Source organism: Rhodopirellula bahusiensis (assembly GCF_002727185.1).
GTDB classification, from domain to species: domain Bacteria; phylum Planctomycetota; class Planctomycetia; order Pirellulales; family Pirellulaceae; genus Rhodopirellula; species Rhodopirellula bahusiensis.
In genome coordinates, this window is record NZ_NIZW01000032.1 from 1 (window position 1) to 19,268 (window position 19,268).

The 19,268-nt window shown below is 55.4% G+C and carries 16 protein-coding genes; 13 read left to right on the forward strand and 3 right to left on the reverse strand.

Going from position 1 to position 19,268, the window contains the following annotated elements:
* Positions 1-620 precede the first annotated feature (620 nt).
* Positions 621-1,358, forward strand: coding sequence for a hypothetical protein (locus tag CEE69_RS27475; RefSeq protein WP_099263774.1), 738 nt, complete (start codon positions 621-623; stop codon positions 1,356-1,358).
* A complete protein-coding gene (locus tag CEE69_RS27480) occupies positions 1,351-2,886 on the forward strand; it encodes a hypothetical protein (protein ID WP_099263775.1) in 1,536 nt (511 codons plus the stop codon). Before CEE69_RS27475 ends, CEE69_RS27480 begins: the two co-directional genes overlap by 8 nt.
* A gap of 223 nt (positions 2,887-3,109) precedes the next feature.
* Here the strand turns inward: CEE69_RS27480 and CEE69_RS32970 are convergent, their stop codons facing one another.
* Positions 3,110-3,466 carry a hypothetical protein gene (locus tag CEE69_RS32970; RefSeq protein WP_199169967.1) on the reverse strand — a complete coding sequence of 119 codons (357 nt, stop codon included), beginning with the start codon at positions 3,464-3,466 and terminating at the stop codon, positions 3,110-3,112.
* 112 nt (positions 3,467-3,578) lie between these two features.
* Entirely contained in the window at positions 3,579-4,835 is a 1,257-nt protein-coding gene (locus tag CEE69_RS27490; RefSeq protein ID WP_099263777.1) for a Gfo/Idh/MocA family protein, read from the reverse strand.
* 582 nt (positions 4,836-5,417) lie between these two features.
* Between CEE69_RS27490 and CEE69_RS27500 the strand changes: the two genes are divergently transcribed.
* From CEE69_RS27500 to CEE69_RS27515, 4 genes are all read left to right on the forward strand, one after another.
* Entirely contained in the window at positions 5,418-6,665 is a 1,248-nt protein-coding gene (locus CEE69_RS27500) for an SUMF1/EgtB/PvdO family nonheme iron enzyme (protein WP_099263779.1), read from the forward strand.
* A 3-nt stretch (positions 6,666-6,668) separates the two neighbouring features.
* Entirely contained in the window at positions 6,669-7,361 is a 693-nt protein-coding gene (locus tag CEE69_RS27505) for an alpha/beta fold hydrolase (protein WP_099263780.1), read from the forward strand.
* Between the two features lie 257 nt (positions 7,362-7,618).
* Complete coding sequence (locus tag CEE69_RS27510; RefSeq protein ID WP_099263781.1) at positions 7,619-8,590, forward strand: hypothetical protein; 972 nt, start codon at positions 7,619-7,621, stop codon at positions 8,588-8,590.
* Between the two features lie 124 nt (positions 8,591-8,714).
* Positions 8,715-9,218, forward strand: a complete 504-nt coding sequence (locus tag CEE69_RS27515) for a hypothetical protein (protein WP_099263782.1) — start codon at positions 8,715-8,717, stop codon at positions 9,216-9,218.
* Between the two features lie 439 nt (positions 9,219-9,657).
* On the opposite strand, the gene CEE69_RS27520 is transcribed toward CEE69_RS27515, so the two are convergent.
* A complete protein-coding gene (locus tag CEE69_RS27520) occupies positions 9,658-10,962 on the reverse strand; it encodes an AI-2E family transporter (RefSeq protein ID WP_099263783.1) in 1,305 nt (434 codons plus the stop codon).
* Positions 10,963-11,157: 195 nt separating this feature from the next.
* On the opposite strand from CEE69_RS27520, the gene CEE69_RS27525 reads away from it, so the two are divergent.
* The 7 genes from CEE69_RS27525 (at position 11,158) to pdeM (ending at position 19,245) form a co-directional block, all read left to right on the forward strand.
* Complete coding sequence (locus CEE69_RS27525) at positions 11,158-11,817, forward strand: class I SAM-dependent methyltransferase (protein WP_099263784.1); 660 nt, start codon at positions 11,158-11,160, stop codon at positions 11,815-11,817.
* A 151-nt stretch (positions 11,818-11,968) separates the two neighbouring features.
* Positions 11,969-12,301: a four-helix bundle copper-binding protein gene (locus tag CEE69_RS27530; protein WP_099263785.1), complete on the forward strand. Its 333-nt coding sequence runs from the start codon at positions 11,969-11,971 to the stop codon at positions 12,299-12,301.
* Positions 12,302-12,431: 130 nt separating this feature from the next.
* Positions 12,432-13,118, forward strand: a complete 687-nt coding sequence (locus tag CEE69_RS27535) for a PH domain-containing protein (protein WP_099263786.1) — start codon at positions 12,432-12,434, stop codon at positions 13,116-13,118.
* A gap of 268 nt (positions 13,119-13,386) precedes the next feature.
* Positions 13,387-14,448 (forward strand): ligase-associated DNA damage response exonuclease, encoded by a 1,062-nt coding sequence (locus tag CEE69_RS27540; RefSeq protein WP_315852551.1) that lies wholly within the window; start codon positions 13,387-13,389, stop codon positions 14,446-14,448.
* Complete coding sequence (locus CEE69_RS27545) at positions 14,445-16,085, forward strand: ATP-dependent DNA ligase (RefSeq protein ID WP_099263787.1); 1,641 nt, start codon at positions 14,445-14,447, stop codon at positions 16,083-16,085. Before CEE69_RS27540 ends, CEE69_RS27545 begins: the two co-directional genes overlap by 4 nt.
* The gene (locus tag CEE69_RS27550) at positions 16,082-18,574 is read left to right on the forward strand and encodes a ligase-associated DNA damage response DEXH box helicase (RefSeq protein ID WP_099263788.1); all 2,493 of its coding nucleotides are present in this window, start codon (positions 16,082-16,084) and stop codon (positions 18,572-18,574) included. The genes CEE69_RS27545 and CEE69_RS27550 overlap by 4 nt, the downstream gene beginning before the upstream one ends.
* The gene (pdeM, locus tag CEE69_RS27555; RefSeq protein WP_099263789.1) at positions 18,574-19,245 is read left to right on the forward strand and encodes a ligase-associated DNA damage response endonuclease PdeM; all 672 of its coding nucleotides are present in this window, start codon (positions 18,574-18,576) and stop codon (positions 19,243-19,245) included. Before CEE69_RS27550 ends, pdeM begins: the two co-directional genes overlap by 1 nt.
* Positions 19,246-19,268: the final 23 nt, after the last annotated feature.

The window sequence follows — 19,268 nt, forward strand, 5'->3', positions numbered from 1 at the left end:
ACGGTCCTTCTCGTTGAAAGACTCGTAGAGTTGCTGCATCTGATTTTCGATGTCCGGTCCGTAAACGTTGTTCATAATTGGCCTCCGTGGAATCATGACCCTGCGATTTTACACGATTGCCGAAGTTATTTCCGAACGCTTCCTAAGCCCTGAACGTTCGACCCATCACTTTTTGCGAACACCTTTAAGCTGCAGGCACTCACTCCAAACTTGACGACACTTCTTCAGCGCTAAGTTGCTTTTGTTGATACTGCTCTGTTCGACAACAATGTCATCAACAGTGCACACGCGTTAACATATCCCAGTGCGAGACGCGTCAATGTACACCTTTGATCCGGTCGCCCAAAGCTCGATACCTTCGGGGCGTGAAAGGTGCGATGTATTTCCGGGAAGATGGTAAAACGCTTTGCTGAACAAACGGCGAGTGGGTTTCTTTAAAACAGTGGGACTCCTCAAAACGGCTTGGACCATTTTCAGGTGTCCGCCAGTCGTGGACTACCGCAGTTTTTAGCGACAAGCACGAACGCAGCCTGATCGTTAGTGGTTCGGTGGTATCCACCATGCCGTAGACCGACAAAGAGCGGGTATCGACGCCGTCAACCTCTGCGTGAGGCCATATCATGAAGCATGCACTCCGTCTGTTGCTGATTCTCGCCCTGATTCTTGGCGGGAGCGTTTTGATCAGATTGACACGTGAGAACGGTCGGTTAGCCAAAGAGATCGCGCAGCTAGAAGCCGAACTGGGGCGGATGTCGATCGACGATGCGGACCGGATTTATCTTGTGGAAATCGAGACGCCACAAGTCCCACCCGAAGTCGCGTCTCACGTGGATCGAGTTTGGCAATTCCGATGTTATATCCCGCCCGGCTACGACTTTATGCGAATGAGCGGCGGTGGCCGGGTCGCTGAAAATGGGATCTATCATAGCGGTTCCTTCGGTTCGAGCGGCGGTTCGCCAAATCCCGAAGCGACTCACGAGTTGTTGACTATCAGCTTTCAAAAGAAGGATAACCGTTTGGTAGTGTTTGATTGCTTCGGCGGGTCGGCAGGGACGACTTCGTGGCATCGTTTCAATCATGAGCAGTTTGACGATTCGTTGGTGGTACAAAAGCTGGCAGCCAGCAATCAAAGACCGCGATCGTTCGATCAAGACACCATTCTGCCATTGCTGAAAACCTATGACCCGAGCACCGCAGAGAAGAAGGAAGTCGCCGGTAAGAAGTTCACGACCTACGCCGGTGGACTGTTTGTGTTGTTTCCGAAAACCCGGGAGTCAGAATTCAACCAGTTGCGCAAAGGCGAAACGCCCAGCGATTTCGATCCCAGTCGGGTTGCGTCGGAGGTGAGTGATGAATAGCGACAACTCGCCTCGATCGGCACGTCTGAAGTTTTCGTTGCGCCATTTAATCATCCTCACGACGCTGATCGCGGTGGGCATCGCTATCGGTATGGTGCACCGAAAGAACCGTTTGCTGCATCAACAAAGGGAGCAACTGCTGTCGTTGTCCAGTCGTTTGATCGTGGACAACGAGGACGAGTTGACTTTGGCAGCGATGCCCCAAGTGGCCGACGACTTTCTCTCGTGGCGAGTGCATGTTCCAGAAAACGACGATTACGAACTGCGACTTGGGGCAGGAGACATTTCTGAACGAGGAATTCCGCCAATCGTTGACAAGGTGCGAATTCTCGCTGGGCAACATCGGGTGACGCTCCAGTCGGGTGACTCTCCTGACGACGAATTTCAATACGTCGTCTATGTCGACGGTGAGCAAGTCATCTCAGTAAAGATGGGACAAGACTGGATTCCTGGCGGATGGTCGTCGTCCCACGGCATGGGTTGGCCACGCCAGTCAGCATCGTCTTCTTCTCCACTTCAACTGGCCGCCCGGAGCTACCGTGCAAAGCCCGATTTTGGGAAACGCAATTACTTTAACGGCAACAGCGACAACTACGTGACGCGGCTGGGATACAGGCTGTGGATCGATTCAGCCGACCAGACTTACCAGCCACCGTCGCCCCTGATGGTTCCGCCATTCGATCCACTGCACCAAGGCATCGGCTTGCGCGACGGTCTGCGTTACAAGATGTCCAATCGCCCGCCCTATCACTGGACATTCACGCGACCGAGCCTGGCTACCAACGATCCAATGTTGCGAATCGTCGCGGATTTTTATGACGGCGAAAAATCGATTCTTTCCGATCGAACGCAGTCATTTGCCTCATGGCAGATCCGGGACGCGGCCAGCGGCTCGGCGACACAACGCTGGGAAAATGAATCGACGAAACAAACCCTCACCGCGTTCTTGCATGCGTCCTTAGGTCCCAAAGCTGAGTATCAGCCGGTGGTGGAATTGAAGTGGGATGCAAGCCGCCCAGATGAAGTCGGACTTCGACTAGCCAATACGCCAGCAAACGATCGCATTACCCGATGGCGGCTTCGCATCCTGGGCGGCTTGGAACACTTGTGGCGAGAAATCGAAATTGGCGAGCATTCGAAGGCGCTTGGCGAATTGATGTCAGAAGCACCAGCTGAGTCGAGGGAGAATCTGATTTCTCTGAACATCAGCGATGGCACCGAAAGCGAGATAGCAATCCGATGGCAAACCAACGAAACGCTTCCGTTGCAAATCGTTCAGCGGACCAAGCAGCAATACGCGTCAATGCAACTCAACCGCAGCCTGCCGTCATCCTTCGGAATGAAACTCACACGCTCGATCACAAAAGACGTATCGGCTCAAATTTCCGACCGTCATCCGAATCTCTCCATACCATTGCCAGGTGGTCCAGTGGTTCAGCAGCTCGTAATTGAGCTCGAGCGGGGCAGTGGAGAATGGGTCTGGTTTGAAGTGGGCCCACGTCGCAGCCTGAGCGATCATGCACTGTGACCCCAACACGTGAAATGCCGACGAAGTTTGTCAATGCGTTTGACCTGCGCGTCACGATTCGGGCAGTCTCCAAGCGGGCGATCCTCCAAGGCCTGTCGGCGGCCAAGATCAAGTTCTTCTCGAAGCAAACGGTGAACCGCATTCGGTCCGACCGAGATACCTTGTTTGCTCAAAATTGTTGCCAGATCACGGGTCGATCGGTTGGTCTAAAGCTGCCCCGGGGTCACCGGCGAGCCCGCTGTTTCCGTTTCAATTTCTTGCCGGAGCGCCGGGGTGAGTTCCGGCTGGCGATAGCTAGCAATTCGCCGCCAGCCCATTTTTTCCAGATTCGATCGGCGGCCATATCTTCGTTGAGCTGGCCGACTTCTCGCGTTCCGCGGCGGATGGTTTTGGATCGCAGCCAAACAGTGTTGCAATGTACTCGGTGCCGCAATGGGGGCTGCTTCTCCGCTTCAATCGCAGCGTTGCGACGCCGGTCTTTCTCACTCAGTGACTCGTAAAGATTCACCATATTCTGTTCAATGACTTCGTTGTATCCAACCGTGACAGACTCACCGGAAAGAGAAACGACATGGTCCAATCAATCAGCTCGACCAACTTCGGAACGTCGTTCTCAAACCGTTCCTTAGCCAGTAGAAGCCGAGACTGTTGGCGACTTCGCTACCTCAGATCGTTGCGCCGCGTCAGTCACGCTACTCGTTCAATCGAACCGCTCGGCCGTCGCGGATGGATTGGGCCATTGCGGCCAACACTCGCATGTCGGCTAGACCTTCTTCCCCCGGCGTTCGCGGCTTTCGATCCTCCAAAATATCTCGTGAGAAATGATCCATCTCCGACGCGAAATGATTGACCTCGGCGATCTCATGATGGGTCACCACAGAATGCGAATCCGCATTGCTCTTTTGATGTGTCATCAATCGCTGGCCGTTGTAACTGAATGCTGGCGTCAGCTCGATCAAACCATCGGCACATGCGACGCGGTAGAAGTCATTGCGATGAGTGCCGAATCCGCAACTGATGTTGGCCAGAACGCCGGAGGGAAACCGCAGCACGCAAGAAACGCTTTCGGGCACTTCGCGAAACCGTGGATCGTCGGTGGGCTGGTGTGCTTGAGCAAACGCCTCAACAGGTTCTTCACCGGTGACATAGCGAGCCGCGTTGATCGGATAGACGCCCACATCGCCGACCGGCCCGCCACCTAGTTCCGCGGCCAATCGAATGTTGGGGGCTTCGACGTTGATACTGAAACTACCGTCAAATGTCTTGATCTGACCAAACCGTTTTTCATCGCACATCTGCATGACTTTGCGATTCAGTGGTTCGTAGTGCAGCCGGTAGGCGATCATCAACTTGCGTTTTGCCTCCTCGGCCGCGGAAATCATTCGCTGACACTCTTCGATGGACACCGCCATCGGCTTTTCGCACAGCACATGCTTCCCTGCCCGCAACGCGCGGACTGTGAACTCGGCGTGCATTGAATTTGGCAAGACGATGTAGACGACATCAATGCGGTCGTCTTCTAAGATCGTGTCGAAATTCTCGTAGTTGTAGATCGCGTTCTTTTCGATTCCGTAGGCTTCCGCAACGGTCTTCGCCTTGTCGGGATGGCCGCTCACCAGAGCGGTTGGCTCCGACAGATCGCACAACCCGAAAGCGGGCATGATCTGCCCCAGAGCGAGCTGGCCGAGACCAACGACGGCCCAGCCAATTTTCTTCTTTGGCACCTCTGGCAATTTCAAATTCGGCGGCTGGTCGTTTGGCGGAGCGAGTGGCACTTGGTCGCTCGACTTGTTCAATGAGCTGCCGCCAACTGGCTGGATTTGTTGGGTGTCAGGAAAGCCGTTCGTGTTCTGAGCGGCGTTCGCACCATTGGTGCCAGCAGCGACCGCCAAGGAAGCTGTTCCCAGTTGCGCGAATTGACGACGATTGACTGCGTTGGATTTTGTCATGGCCCTTGTTGTCATCCTTTTGGCGTTGGTGGCGGAATCAGCACGTTCGATGAACAGCAACTGACGCGCCGGAACCGCGGCTCAATGGGACCAAGCTACGCAGCAGAATTGACAACGGAACCAACGACAAGCCGAGCCGAGTGCAAGTCAAATCTCTTGACGCTTGCAAAAGCACCTGCCTTGATCCCGCCACCGGAGAAGTCTGGCAGGCCAACCAGTCCGGCGAAACTCGACGGATGAAGCTAGCTGATCGTTGAACCATCCAAACAACTTGCATGCACCGGCATCTTCTTCGTGGCAATTCGCTGATGTTTTCGTTCCACGCGCCACCCCGTCGACTGGGCAAACCGCATTCTGCTCCATCCGCTCAGCGTTCCGGCGAGCGATCGTGGGTGTTTTTGGTAAATTGTGTCTGACAAGCGGATTGGCTCTCCAATGATCGGCGGGGAACTCGTCGGTGGAGACTGGAACACGATTGCCGATATCATCCAAAAAGCACTTGCCGACGACATCCATGCAAGGGTTGTCTTCAAATGTTCGTAGTGCCCAACCCTCTCGAATTCCGGTGCAAAGATATCCTTCATGAGTGCTTCCTCGGTTTGGCTGGAGTTAGAGCAAGTCGAAAAGCGACTCTGTATCGTGACTGCAGAGCAACTCGGGCTGGGCCTCGATGAAGTCAAGCCGGAAAGCCGCCTGATCGAGGATTTGAATTGTGACAGCCTTGATCTGATCGAGCTGATCATGGAGACCGAAGATGAATTCGGCATCACGATTCCCGACACACCGAAAACGGCTGTCGGAAAGTTGATCTTCACTCGCCAGCCATTCAGGATTCGTGACCTAGCTGAGTTTGCTTTTTTGAATCAGGGGACCGGAGCACCGGTTCGCAGTGGCTGGCGAAAGATGCCTGTCGGGCTTCTACCGCCGCCCGAGTCCGGCTTCACGCAGCTTGGTGGAACAATCAACGCCGACGAGTTGGATCAAGCCGCCCTGTACGAAAAACTTGACGCTGCCAGCGAGCTGCCGATGTTCCGCCGGAAGACGGATGGAATGGTTTGTGTCCAAATCCCTGCTGCTTCTGTCCTCGTTGGCAACGACGAAGCAGACGCTCATCAAGATGAGGGCCCCCGTCATTCAGTCACGTTGTCGCCATTTCTGATCGACATCGAACCTGTCTCGGTGACTGCCTTTTGCCGGTTCCTCAATTCGATCGATCTGCAGAAACACGACATTGCAATGTTGATCACTCTTTCGCCAGATGACGATCGCCAAACTGACGTGCAGTTTGAACACGGTGGACGGACTTGGAAGCCACTTCCTGGCACAGCGATGCAGCCAGTCGTGTTGGTTTCATGGTACGCCGCGGACGCCTATTCGCGTTGGGCAAACGGCCGCGACTGGGCGGCCGACGATTGGGAACGCAGCTATTTGCCAACAGAGGCACAATGGGAATACGCCGCCGCAGGGGCGTTCGACAACATAGAACACGTCTATGCCGGAATTCATCATCGCGGCAAGTCGTACGAATCCGACGGCTTACCAATTCCATTGGTGCAGCAGGAGTATGGACGATCGCGATTTGGTCTCAGGCACATGAGCGGAACGATCTGGCATTGGTGCCGAGATTGGTTCACGCCTGATTTTTATTCGAGTGACGCAGCAACCCAGCTCGATCCGGTGGCAAAAATTGAAACCGGTACGCGAAGTGAACGCGGTGGCAGCTGGGTAGGACCGATTGAATTGTGCCGTCCCGGTTACCGCCGCGGGCGAAACCCTGACGCTCGCGGTCGGTGCCTCGGGTTTCGGTGCATCGGCGAAATCCCAACTTAATCGATGGCAAAGTTCACGATGCCAGTTGAGACAAAGACGCCACTCGTTCTGCTCTCCGGACTTGCCGCAGACGCTCGCATCTTCACGCCGCAGAAGGTCGCGTTCCCGCAACTACGGTGTCCCGTTTGGTCGCCCCCACACCGGCAAGAGTCAATCGACGAGTACGCTCAACGGCTTGCGGAAACACTTGATCCCGGACCTTGCGTCATCGGTGCTGCTTCGTTTGGCGGCATCGTCGCTCTTCATCTGGCAGAACACGTCGACGCCCAGGCAGTGATTCTGATTGGAAGTATCAAGTCGCCATCTCAGCTGCCTGTGTACGCCCGCTGTGCTCGCCCATTTCGTTTCTTGATTCCCTTCCTTCCAATTCGGTTCCTTCAATTGCTATCGCGGCCCATGACCGCTAGGAGATTGAAACGATTCACGCCGTTTGCCCACGGTCTTGCTTGTCAGTTTCGCGACTCAGATCCGCGAGTCTTCAAATGGTCTCTGTCGAGAATACTGGACTGGTCGTTGGCTCCCGTTCCTTCGTGTCCGGTCTACCACTTGCATGGTGATCGCGACTGGACACTACCGGTGAAATACACAGACCCAGACAAGGTCGTCGCCGGCGCCGGGCACGTCCTTTCGCTCACTCACCCCGACGAAGTGAATTCCTATCTCAAAGATGTCCTCAGCCAAAAGTCGCTCGAGTGAACGAAACGATGCCTCACGATGAGAAACCGAACCAACGCATTTTTGACTATCTCAAGGAACAAACCTTCCATTCCCTCGCGAGCGGCAACAAGAATGAAGAGGCCCTGGGACATAATGACCTACATCACTAGAAGTGAACTATCGGCTGCCATGTTTTTCGCAATCTGACAATCAATGCGCCGCAAACCTGCTTTCATGGTCGGTCGAGTGAAGTGCTGCGATACAATTCCGTTGTCCTGAGTCGAAAGAAATCCGTTATGCAGAAAATCTTTGGCTGTCACCCAATCTGTCTCACCGCGGTTTGCGCCGCATTGATTGTCAGTCCGGTATCACCTGCATTTGCTCAATCCGATTCACCGGTTCGATTGATTGAGGAGAGCGAGTTGCCCACAGGAGAAGGACTTGCCTCGAATTTCGAGAGTGATCGAGAGATCGCCAGCCATGCAGCGGTTATTTTCGCCGACGACTTCGAATCTGGAGATCTCGGATCCAAGTGGGATGACACCAGCAACCGCGAGAACGCACTCTCCTTCGTCACCAAGCCATCCAGTGCGACGGGGCAAGATCCGGATGTGCTTGGCGAGCGATCGCTGAAAGTAACCGCGACTTTGGATAAGAATACCGGCGGCGGATTCACGAAATGGTTTGAGTCCTCCGAGCGACTTTTCATCCGCTTTTACACGAAGTTCGACGAAGACTGCGACTACGTGCACCATTTTTGTACGCTTCGTGCAAACAAGTCACTGCAGGGCAAAGACCGTTGGAGTGGATTCGGTGGAGCCGGGCTGCTGCCAGATGGAAAGGAGCGTTTCTCAACCGCCATTGAACCGTGGGGGAATTGGGGCAAGTGGTCTCCGCCAGGACGCTGGAACTTTTACAGCTACTGGCACACGATGAAAGCGAGCCCCGACGGCAAATACTGGGGCAACGGATTTCGCCCGAAATCACAACCGAACATTCAGCGTGGCGATTGGATTTGTGTTGAGTTCATGATTCAGCACAACACGCCCGGAGAGAACGATGGTGAGCAAGCCTACTGGATCGACGGTGAGCTGCGTGGGCATTGGACAGGTTTCAACTGGCGAACAAGCCCCACGCTATTTGCCAACGCATTGACGCTGGAAAGCTATGTAACAGATCGCTGGACCAAGCAATCCGAGAACATCGTCTACTTCGACAACGTTGTCATTGCGAAGAGCTACATTGGCCCTTCGAGACCGAATCGGTAATCGTCCGCGGTCGGTTCTCTGCAAAGGCTTGGCATTGGACTCACCCTTCTCGAGGCGGCGGGCCACGGTACCTTGATGCCATTCAAAATCGAACCGAAACCATGCAATCGAGAGCCGAAAGCTGATGGGACAACTTCAAGATGTGGGCGAAGCCGATGGTTGGCGATGTTGGTTGTGCGACGAACCGGTGGATCCCGACATGTCGCCCAACGACCCTCGCGGTGCGAGCTTGGACACACGCATCAGCAAGGGCCGAGCCAAGAAAAAGAAACAGGACAAAGGTGACCTGCCGACCGAACGCTTGGCTCACAAGAGTTGCAACACGGGCAAAGGGTCCAACGATCCAGTCGTGCCTTGGCCGGATCATCTCATCGTTGTCGATCCCGCTCCGATCATCGCGGCAGCCGAGCGGTTGCAGCGAAAAGGTGGTCGCGAGGCGATGGCTCGTTGCCCGACCCGCGAAGATGCCGACGCGGTGGCCGAGTGGCTCTTCGATCGACTTTCACGGCTCGCACCGGGGCTGAAAGTGCAAACGGAAATCACCAACACCGGCGGCCAGCACTTAGAACCTATCCGAAAACCTCGCCAAACCCCGCAAATCAGGGGGCAAGAGAGGGTTTTCGGATAGGTTCTTAGTCAGCTTGCGGACCAATTAGGATTATCGAACTGAACTTCTCGACAATTGTGATCGCCCGAACACCGCGGAGAGGATGCCAAATGAAAGACGGTTCTGAAACGCCATCGTTGCCTGAGCCTCACGATGCAGAGACGCTTGCCAGCCTCAACCGCAAGCGGCCGAAAAGCAGTGCGATCGACTCGCAAAAGCAACCGACTGCGCACCGATTCTGGAGTTATACATCGAGAGCTTGGCAGAGCTGAACTCCGATCCAACACCGGAACAAATCGACGGCTTTGCCTCGTTCCCAGCAAAAGGCAAAGTGGCAACGCTGCTGAAAAAACTGACCAGTCAGTAGGGTATGTGAACGAGCCACCGCTTCCGATCGTGCAAACTCAACGGTTGAAATCCGTGGATAGCGAGACCTGCGAGCTGACCAGATGAGGTCATGCTAGATGGGTGACGCTTCTGCAATCGGTTTGTGTTCTTTGATTGGATTGCAATCTTCGCCAGGCTCGCAAGCGTCTTCTCCGAGCACGACGGCGAACGCATACGTGGCATCAAAGCTCGCGAAGATTTTCCTTTGCACGATCAGCAACGGGACTGCCAGGAAGACGCCGGACAATCCCCAAAGGAATCCCCAGAACGCGACCGCTATGAGCACCACGACTGGGCCGACTTTCAGTGTCTTGCCCAGAACGGTCGGAGTGACGAATTGGCCTTCGATCGCGGTGGTCAGCCAAAACGCAAACGCTGTCAAGCTCGCTCGGCCCATCGTATCGAACGAACTGGCGGCTGCGAGAAAGACGATTGATGTGGCAGCCAATGGACCGACGTAAGGAATGAAATTGAACAAAGCAGCGGTCACACCCCAGAGGACCGGCGTCGGCATGCCAACCATCCACATTACGATCGTGACCGCCACACCCAGTCCGATGTTGATGCAGGTGATCTGCGCAAGATAACGTCCGACGCTTTGCTGGATGTCGCCGATCTTGTTCAAGACTTCGCCGCGTGTGTTCGCGTTGGGAAGGACTCCGAGCGTTCGGTTCAGCAGATCGTCGCCCGTCGACAACATGAAGAATGTCAGCACCGCGATTGCGGCGACGAATGCGAGCATTTGACCTGTCTGGTTGATCATCACGGTTTCCTCCACGATGGATGGCTTTTGGTAAGCCACCTCGATTCGCGGTTGGTCGTTCTTCAGGGGAACAGTTGCATCGTCCACCGCCGTGCCCGCTCGATCGACCGCGGTAAGAGGTTCCGCGACCGATTGAAACTTGCTCCGAATCGTGTGGAGGCTTTCGGGTGCCGAGGTGATCCATTGCTGCGCCGGCGAATAGAGCAATGCAACGATCAACGCGAGCGAAGAGAACAGCCCGATGATCAACAATGCACTGGCGGCCGCCTGTGGAACGCCCCACCGACAAATCTTGGCCTCGATTGGTCGAAGCGTCAGATAAGCGAGCGATGCGATCGCGATTGGTACCAGCAGATCGGTCGCGACATAGAGCGTGCCCAACGTCAAGATGGCCGCGATCGCCGTGACCATGCCTCGTGTCCAACGATCGCCGCGACCAGGAAGCGTCGACGATGACGCCGAATCACGACGCGGATGAGGCGTTTCGGTTTGATGAGATGAATCGTGTAGGAACGGTTCGGTGGCGGCGGCAGGAGTCGAACCAGAATCGATCCTGTAGTTGATCGCTTTGGCACTCGCGGTAGTGATTTCTGGTTGATCGGGAGCGTTTTTCATCGTCCGTGGTGCCTGCGATTGAGGTTCAAAGTCCGAAGATATGCAGAGACGACGCAATCTTCATACCGACCTGGCATGTGGATTGCATTGCAGTTCCGTCGCGGTCGATGTTCGGCTGTATGTCGCTTCGATGAACGAGTGGCAGCGTCGGGTTTTTACGTATTGGCGATTGATTTCCATCGGGGTTGAAGCAACATGCATGCGATCAGTGCAGGGCCGAGTGAAGCGGGCATCCGGCCGACATTTGCCACGCGTGCGTTTTATGTCTTGAGGGCATGGATGCAGGCTCCGTTGGATGTCGCTACCCTCTGCCCGAGTTCACCCTACCTGACGCGGAAACTCGCCAACCGCGATTGTGTGAGAAACGCACGCTGTGTGATCGAACTAGGGCCAGGAGCCGGGGGCACGACCCAGGGCTTGCTCGAATTCATGCGACCCGACGCAAAGCTGCTGGCGGTTGAAAAATCGACAGTGTTTGCTCCGCCTCTTCACGAGATCCAAGATCCACGGTTGGAGGTTGCGATCGATGACGCTTGTTCGCTAGCGGAGATCGCTGCGAGACATGAATGCGGATCAGTTGACGCGGTTGTTTCGGGGGTGCCATTCAGCAGCATGCCACCCGCGATCGCAGAAACTATCGCTCAGTCCATTCATCAGGTCTTGCGACCGGGCGGAGTGTTCGTGGCCTATCAGATTCGCAACCATGTCGAAGAATTTGCACGGCCGCTGTTTGGTCCCGCGAAGACGGAAGCTGTTCCCTTCAACTTGCCTCCGCTGACGTTGTACACGTGGACGAAAGAGTGTGCCGATCAACGCGACCAGGAAAATCGCGTCGATTGTCGTAGTCTCGTGTAATGGCGCCATCACAGTCCCCTGTGATGTTTTGCTTGCCATTTTGTTTGAGTTGAATGTCCGTTGTTCGTGGTTGCTCAGTGGTATGCGGGTTGCAGCCGAGGAGAGTCGCGGCAACTCGGCCGCATGAAGTCACTCCAACGGAGAAACCTGAATGAGTACTGCAACCGCATCCATGCAAGAATGCATCCAGAACTGTCAAGAATGCCGAACCACTTGCGCCGACATGTTGACTAGCCACTGTCTCGTCGAAGGTGGTGACCATGTGGAGCAATCGCACGTCAAGCTGATGCTCGATTGCATCGCGGCATGCAACGCCTGCGTGGATTTCATGAGCAGGAACAGCGATCATCATTCGCTCTACTGCCGAGCCTGCGCCGAAATCTGCAAAGCGTGTGCGGAGAGTTGCGAAAAGGTCGGTGGAATGGACAAGTGCGTTGAGTGCTGCCGAAAGTGCGAACAAAGCTGTTCGTCGATGGCCGCATAACGGCCAGCTTGTCGATTGAAAGTGCACTGAGGGTTGGAGCGAGAGTCTCGCAGATAATTGGCACTTTTCGGTATGTGATGTGCATGGTTCGTTGCCGTCGCATCAATCATTCGTACCGGAAGTTTCAAACATGCAAGTCCTTACCACGCAGTGCCCTTACTGCCAACGCGAAGTCGACAGCACGATCGAGCATCTCGATGGGCCAGTGGTCTGTCCAAGTTGCCAAAAGCCATTCGAGATGGAGATGCCAACCGCTGTGGTGACCTCGGTCCACGAGGTCGAAGAAGAAGCGGCACGCGAAAGCAAAATGGCATCGGAGCCAGCCGAACGCACATTGGTTGATGTTCATCCGGTTGTCTTTCGAGCCCGCCCCATCGCCACGATCGTTTGTGCCGTCGTGGGGCTCGTTGCAGTGACGTTGCTCATCATGTCAGTCACCGGCATGTCGCTGGCAGGTTATTCGTTGGGCGAAGCCATGGTGCTCGGTCCGGCCTCCATTGTGGTCTGGTTGGGAACGGTGGCTTTGCTCGTGGTCGCGGGCATGATCGGTTACTGGACGTTGCTGAGCCGATTCACCACTTTGACCGTCACCGACGATCGCACCATCTACCGCGAGGGCATCGTTTCGCGAGATACATCAGAAGTCCAGCACGACGACGTTCGCAACATCCAACTCGATCAATCGTTCGCTCAGCGATTGCTCAACGTCGGAGGCATTGGCATCTCCAGTTCGGGACAAGACGACCTGGAGGTCGTTGCAAAGGGGCTTCCTCATCCAAAGCGAATCATCGATCTCATTCGCGAAAATCAGGATTGAACGGTCGCGGGTTGAATCCTGGAATTATTTGTCTCAGGAGAGGTGACCGGCCCGAGAGAGGCTCGGCAAGCCGATTGCGTCGTAGTTCATGGCTCATTTTGAGGTCGTCCTTTGATCACTCGCCGTTTGTCTACCATGGGACGGACTGATGATACCTATGTACTGAACTGATGAGCGTGATTAACAGAAAGATCGACCATCGATTGCCAACGTTTGACCGTTGTTGCGATCGTGTACTCTTCCTTCGGTCCGCGGCGGATCGAACGTGATTTTGGAATCGACACAGGCTGGTTTGTATTGTTCGCTGGGCGGTTTCTACATCGATCCCAGTCGCCCGGTCGAGCGCGCCGTCGTCAGTCACGCTCACACCGATCACGCTCGATGGGGATGTCGACACTACTTGGCTGCCAAACCGAGCGAGCATCTCCTGCGAATGCGAATGAACGACGATGCGGAGTTCGAGTTCCTTGAGTATGGCGAATCCATCTCGATCGGCGGCGTCAAAGTCAGCTTTCATCCAGCGGGACACATGCTGGGGTCCGCGCAGATTCGACTGGAGTATCGCGGTCGCGTGGAAGTCGTCACCGGCGATTACAAACTCGGGGAAGATCCAACCTGTGAGAGCTGGGAACCGATCCGCTGTCATTTGCTGGTGACTGAATCAACGTTTGGGTTGCCGGTCTATCGATGGCGACCAGAGTCCGAAACGACTTCGGCCATCAACGAGTGGTGGCGGCAGAACCGAGACGAAGGGAAGTGTTCCGTTATTTATGGGTATGCGGTCGGGAAAAGCCAAAGACTGCTCGCCAGTTTGGATGCAGGCATCGGTCCGATCTACACCCATGGCGCGGTCGAAAAAGGCACCGAAGCGTATCGGCAATCCGGCGTCGCGATGCCATCGACGACCTACGTGGGCTCGATCGAAGGGAAACACGACTGGCAGGGCGGGATGGTCGTTGCAGTCCCCAGTGCACATGGGACCCCGTGGATGCGGAGGTTTGGACGAATCTCCACCGCGATGGCCAGCGGATGGATGGCAATCCGCGGAGCGAGGCGACGTCGCAGTGTGGATCGAGGTTTCGTGGTGAGCGATCATGTGGATTGGCCGTCGCTATTGAAAGCGGTTGAACTTTGCGATCCAGAAACCGTTTGGGTCACGCACGGTTACAGTGCCGTGGTTGCACGCTATCTGAACGAACAAGGTCGCAATGCAGAAGTTCTCGAGCGGGCAGATCGCGGCGAAGACGAGGACGAAGCGATCGCTGGCGTACCAGATGCTGAAAGTGACGTTTCGGCGGGCGCCACCGATGAAGGCAGGTCCGAGCCATGATCCAGTTCGCTCAGCTTTACAACGCGTTGGATTCGACGACAAAGACCAACGAAAAGATCGCAGCCATGTCGGCCTACTTTAGCGACGCCGATGGTCTGGATGCGGCTTGGGCGATCCACTTCCTTTCTGGAAGCAAGCTTCGCCAACTTGTGCCAACGAAGCTGTTGCGGGCTTGGGCAGCGGAGCAGGCAGGGATTCCTGACTGGCTGTTTGATGAGTCGTACCACTCGGTCGGTGACCTGGCCGAAACGCTCACGCTGACGGTTCCGCCAGGTGAGATGCAGCACGACGATAGTCTCGCATTTTGGATCACTCAGAAGTTGATGCCGCTTCGGAAGATGGACGAGCGAGAGCAGCGAAGCGCAGTTCTTTCGATCTGGAATGAAACGCCAGCTGACATCCGCTTCGTGGTAATGAAACTGATCACCGGTGCCTTTCGCGTGGGCGTGAGCAAACGTCTTGTGACCCGTGCGGTCGCGAATCAATTCGAAGTGCCCGCGGATGTGATTGCACACCGATTAATGGGCAACTGGGATCCATCAGCAGACTTTTTCGAGAGACTGATTGATTCCGACACGCAAGACACCATCATCAGCCAGCCGTACCCATTTTGTTTGGCGCACCCGATCGACAATGAAGCAGGGCCCGAGCCGTTGGGCGATGCGAACAATTACATCGCGGAATGGAAATGGGATGGGATTCGAGCGCAAGTGATTCGTCGCTCCGGCGAGACCTTCATTTGGTCTCGCGGTGAAGAGATGATGGAGGATCGTTGGCCCGAAATTGAAGCGGCTGCCGAGCACTTGCCCGACGGCACCGTGATCGACGGAGAGATTTTGGCTGCAACAGCGGAAGGCGAGGTGCTTCCGTTCGCCAAGCTTCAGAAACGAATCAGTCGTAAAACGGTCGGCAAGAAACTGCTCGCCGAAGTCCCTGTCACCTTCCATGCGTTTGATCTTTTGGAACACGATGGGGACGACGTTCGTTCACTTACTTTCGATCAACGCCGTCAGCACTTGAAGAAGGTTTTGGGGGCAGTGGATCACCCAAACATTTGCATGACCAAGCTGATCAGTGGATCGTCGTGGGAAGATTGGAGCACGATCCGTGAGACGAGCCGCGAAAATTTTGCGGAAGGATTGATGTTGAAAAGAAAGGATGCGGCTTACGATGTTGGCCGAGTTCGCGGTACATGGTGGAAGTGGAAAGTCGATCCGTACACGATCGACGCGGTTCTGATCTATGCACAAAAGGGTCACGGGAAGCGTGCGAGTTTGTACACGGATTACACGTTCGCGTTGTGGGACCAGGAGAAACTGGTCCCATTTGCAAAAGCGTACAGCGGATTGACGGACGCTGAGATTCGGAAAGTCGATCGCTTTGTTCGCACCAATACGAAGGAAGCGTTCGGGCCAGTGCGAAGCGTCACGCCTGAATTGGTCATGGAGCTGGCGTTTGAAGGATTGCAACGTAGTTCGCGGCACAAGAGCGGAGTAGCGACTCGGTTTCCGAGAATTGTTCGCTGGCGTCACGACAAGAAGGCTGCCGATGCAAATCGTTTGGACGAGCTAATCGAGTTGCTTCCGATGGAGTCGGACACGCCACCAGCGATTGAATCGAAGAACGGTCAGCGTTGAACAGTTCCATCCCAACCAAACGAGAAACGCCGTCCCAGATCGTCGATCGCTTCTTTGCATCAGTCGGTTGGAAGCCATTTGCATTCCAGCGAACGGTGTGGCGTTCTTACAGAGATGGATGCAGCGGGTTGTTGCATTCGGCGACCGGGACTGGGAAAACTCTCGGCGTTTGGATGGGACCGATTCTCAATTGGCTGCAGAAGAATCCCGATCCGTCCAAGTGGAATCCGAAGCGTCCGCCCGCCGTGCGCGTCCTTTGGGTCACCCCGTTACGAGCCCTGGCTGGTGACACCGAAAGTTCACTCCGTGCACCATTGGATTCGCTTGGTTTGCCATGGACGCTCGAGTCAAGAACGGGCGACAGCAAGCAGAGTATGAAGGCGAGACAGCTGAAGAAGCTGCCAACCGCTTTGGTGACCACTCCCGAAAGCCTCTCGTTGATGTTGACCCACAAAGACTTGATGGGCCAACTGTCGGAACTGGAGGCGGTGATCGTTGACGAGTGGCACGAGTTGCTTGGGACGAAGCGGGGGATTCAAACCGAGTTGGCCTTGTCTCGGTTGAAGTCGCTGAACCCCAACCTGCGAATCTGGGGTGTGTCGGCGACGCTCGGGAATTTGCAAGAAGCCTGCGATGCGTTGGTGAGCGACCAGTCAAATCAGCAGATCAGAATCGTGGAAGGGTTCAAGAACAAGAAGGTCAAGTTTCAGTCGCTGATCCCATCGCAAATGGATCGCTTCCCTTGGTCCGGCCATATCGGAACCAGGATGGTGCCGCAGGTTGTCGAACTGCTCGATTCCGTCAACAGTGCTCTGGTGTTTGCCAACACGCGATCGCAGACAGAGATTTGGTACCAACACCTGCTGAAGCAAAAGCCAGAATGGGCCGGCCAGATCGCGATCCATCATGGATCGTTGGACATGTCGGTGCGCCAATGGGTGGAGGAAGGTCTGCGTGGTGGGAAGCTTCGTGCGGTGGTTTGCACGAGCAGTCTGGACTTGGGTGTTGATTTCACGGCCGTTGATTTGGTGATTCAAATCGGCAGTCCCAAAGGTGCGGCGAGATTGCTGCAACGTGCCGGTCGCAGCGGACACCAACCCGATGCGACCAGCAGGCTTGCGTTCGTTCCGACCAACACGATTGAGCTGATCGAGCTTGCAGCGGCGCAAGATTCCATACGAAACGGGAAGCTAGAAGCCCGTCCGATGCTCGACAAGCCCCTGGATGTTCTCGCTCAACACGTGGTCACCATCGCGATCGGTGGCGGGTTTACAAGCGATGAATTATTGAAAGAAGTTCGCACGGCTCATGCCTATCGTTCACTCACGGAAATCGAATGGAAATGGGTACTGGATTTCGTTGTCCGAGGTGGCGAATCGCTGGATGCGTACCCTGATTTCCATCGTGTTGAAATTAGTGACGAACGCTATCAGGTGACGCAGCGACGCACGATCACCAACCATCGGATGAACATTGGGACGATTGTTGCCGATGCCTCCATGCAGGTGAAGTTTTTGAAGGGGAAAACTCTTGGCACCGCCGAGGAGAGTTTCCTATCACGAATCAAACCCGGAGAGAAGTTCTTATTCGCGGGGCGTTTGGTGGAGTTGGTTCGCGTCAAAGACAATGCCGCGTACGTCCGCCGTGCGACCGGAAAACCAGACACGGTCCCGCGATGGATGGGCAGCAGGATGCCGTTGTCAACGGAATTGAGCCAAGCCCTTCGGCAACGAATCCAGCAGGCATCTGAGGGCCAGTACATTGGCCGAGAAATGAAAGCACTCCGGCCGCTGTTGGAGCTGCAGTCCCAGTGGAGCACCCTTCCACGCGAAGACGAGTTGTTGATGGAAAAGACAAAAACCCGCGGAGGGTTCCATCTGTTTCTATTCCCGTTCGAAGGTCGATTGGTTCACGAAGGCATGGCGGCATTGTTCGCGCACCGCATGTCCAAGTTGCGGAAGCAATCCTTTTCGATGGCGTGCAATGACCACGGCATCGTTTTGCAATCGCCGACGGAGATTCAGGTTGAACAAGCCGTGACGGCGGGCGTCTTTGCGACCGGTGACGCTGCGGCGGATATTTTGGAGAGCATGAATTCAACGAGCATGGCAAAACGACAGTTTCGGCAAATTGCGAGGGTCGCCGGATTGATCCACCCAGGCTTGCCCGGTCGTCGAAAGAGTGCCAATCACCTGCAGGCGATCAGCAACCTTTTCTTCGACGTGTTTTGCCAATACGATCCCCAAAACATGCTTTTGGAGCAGAGTCGTCGTGAAGTGCTGGAGCAGCAGCTCGAATCAACTCGGCTGCTAGCGGCTCTGCGACGAATCGAAGCCAGCCGTATCATCATCAATGAGCCGGAGCGTGTAACGCCATTGGCGTTCGGCTTGCTCGTCGACAAGCTGCGAGAGCGAGTGAGCAGCGAAACTTTGGCGGACCGTGTCCGGCGCATGCAGGAAGACCTCGAACGAGCAGCCGAGGGAAATTAGTGGGCAAGTTCATTCGCGCGTCAATCAACGGAATCGATCTGCACCTGTTCGCTCAGCGTGCTGCCTACAGTCCGCTGCACGAGACGCTGTTTGTCGCCGATACGCACTTCGGCAAAGACGCAACGTTTCGTCGCCACGGGGTTCCTGTCCCAACGGGTAGCACCGAGCGGACGATGCAAACGATCTCCGCGGTATTGGCCGAAACGCATGCGAGCCGTTTGGTGATTCTCGGTGATATGTTTCATGCGCGTTCATCGTTGACCGTTGGAACCGTCGATGCGATTGAGGCTTTCTTTGACAGTCACCCTTCGGTCCGTTTCACTTTGATTCGCGGCAATCACGATGCCCATGTCGGTGCCCTTCCCAAACGATGGCCGATCGATGTCGTTGCGCCGGGTGAGCGGTTGGGGCGACTCGCGTTGGGGCACGAACCGATGGCAGTCCCAGAGGGAAGCGACCTGTTGCTCTGCGGTCACCTGCACCCGGCAGTGCAAATTGGTCGACGCCGCGAATCGCTGCCAAAGCTTCCATGCTTTTGGTATTCGTCAGGATGCTTGGTGTTTCCAGCGATTGGCGAATTCACGGGCACCCAGGTCGTTGAACCGAAGGATGAGAACCGAGTTTGGATCATCGCTGAAGACGAGATATTCGAGCATGCAAGCTCGGGATGATCGACGGTTCTTCCATGTCGGCC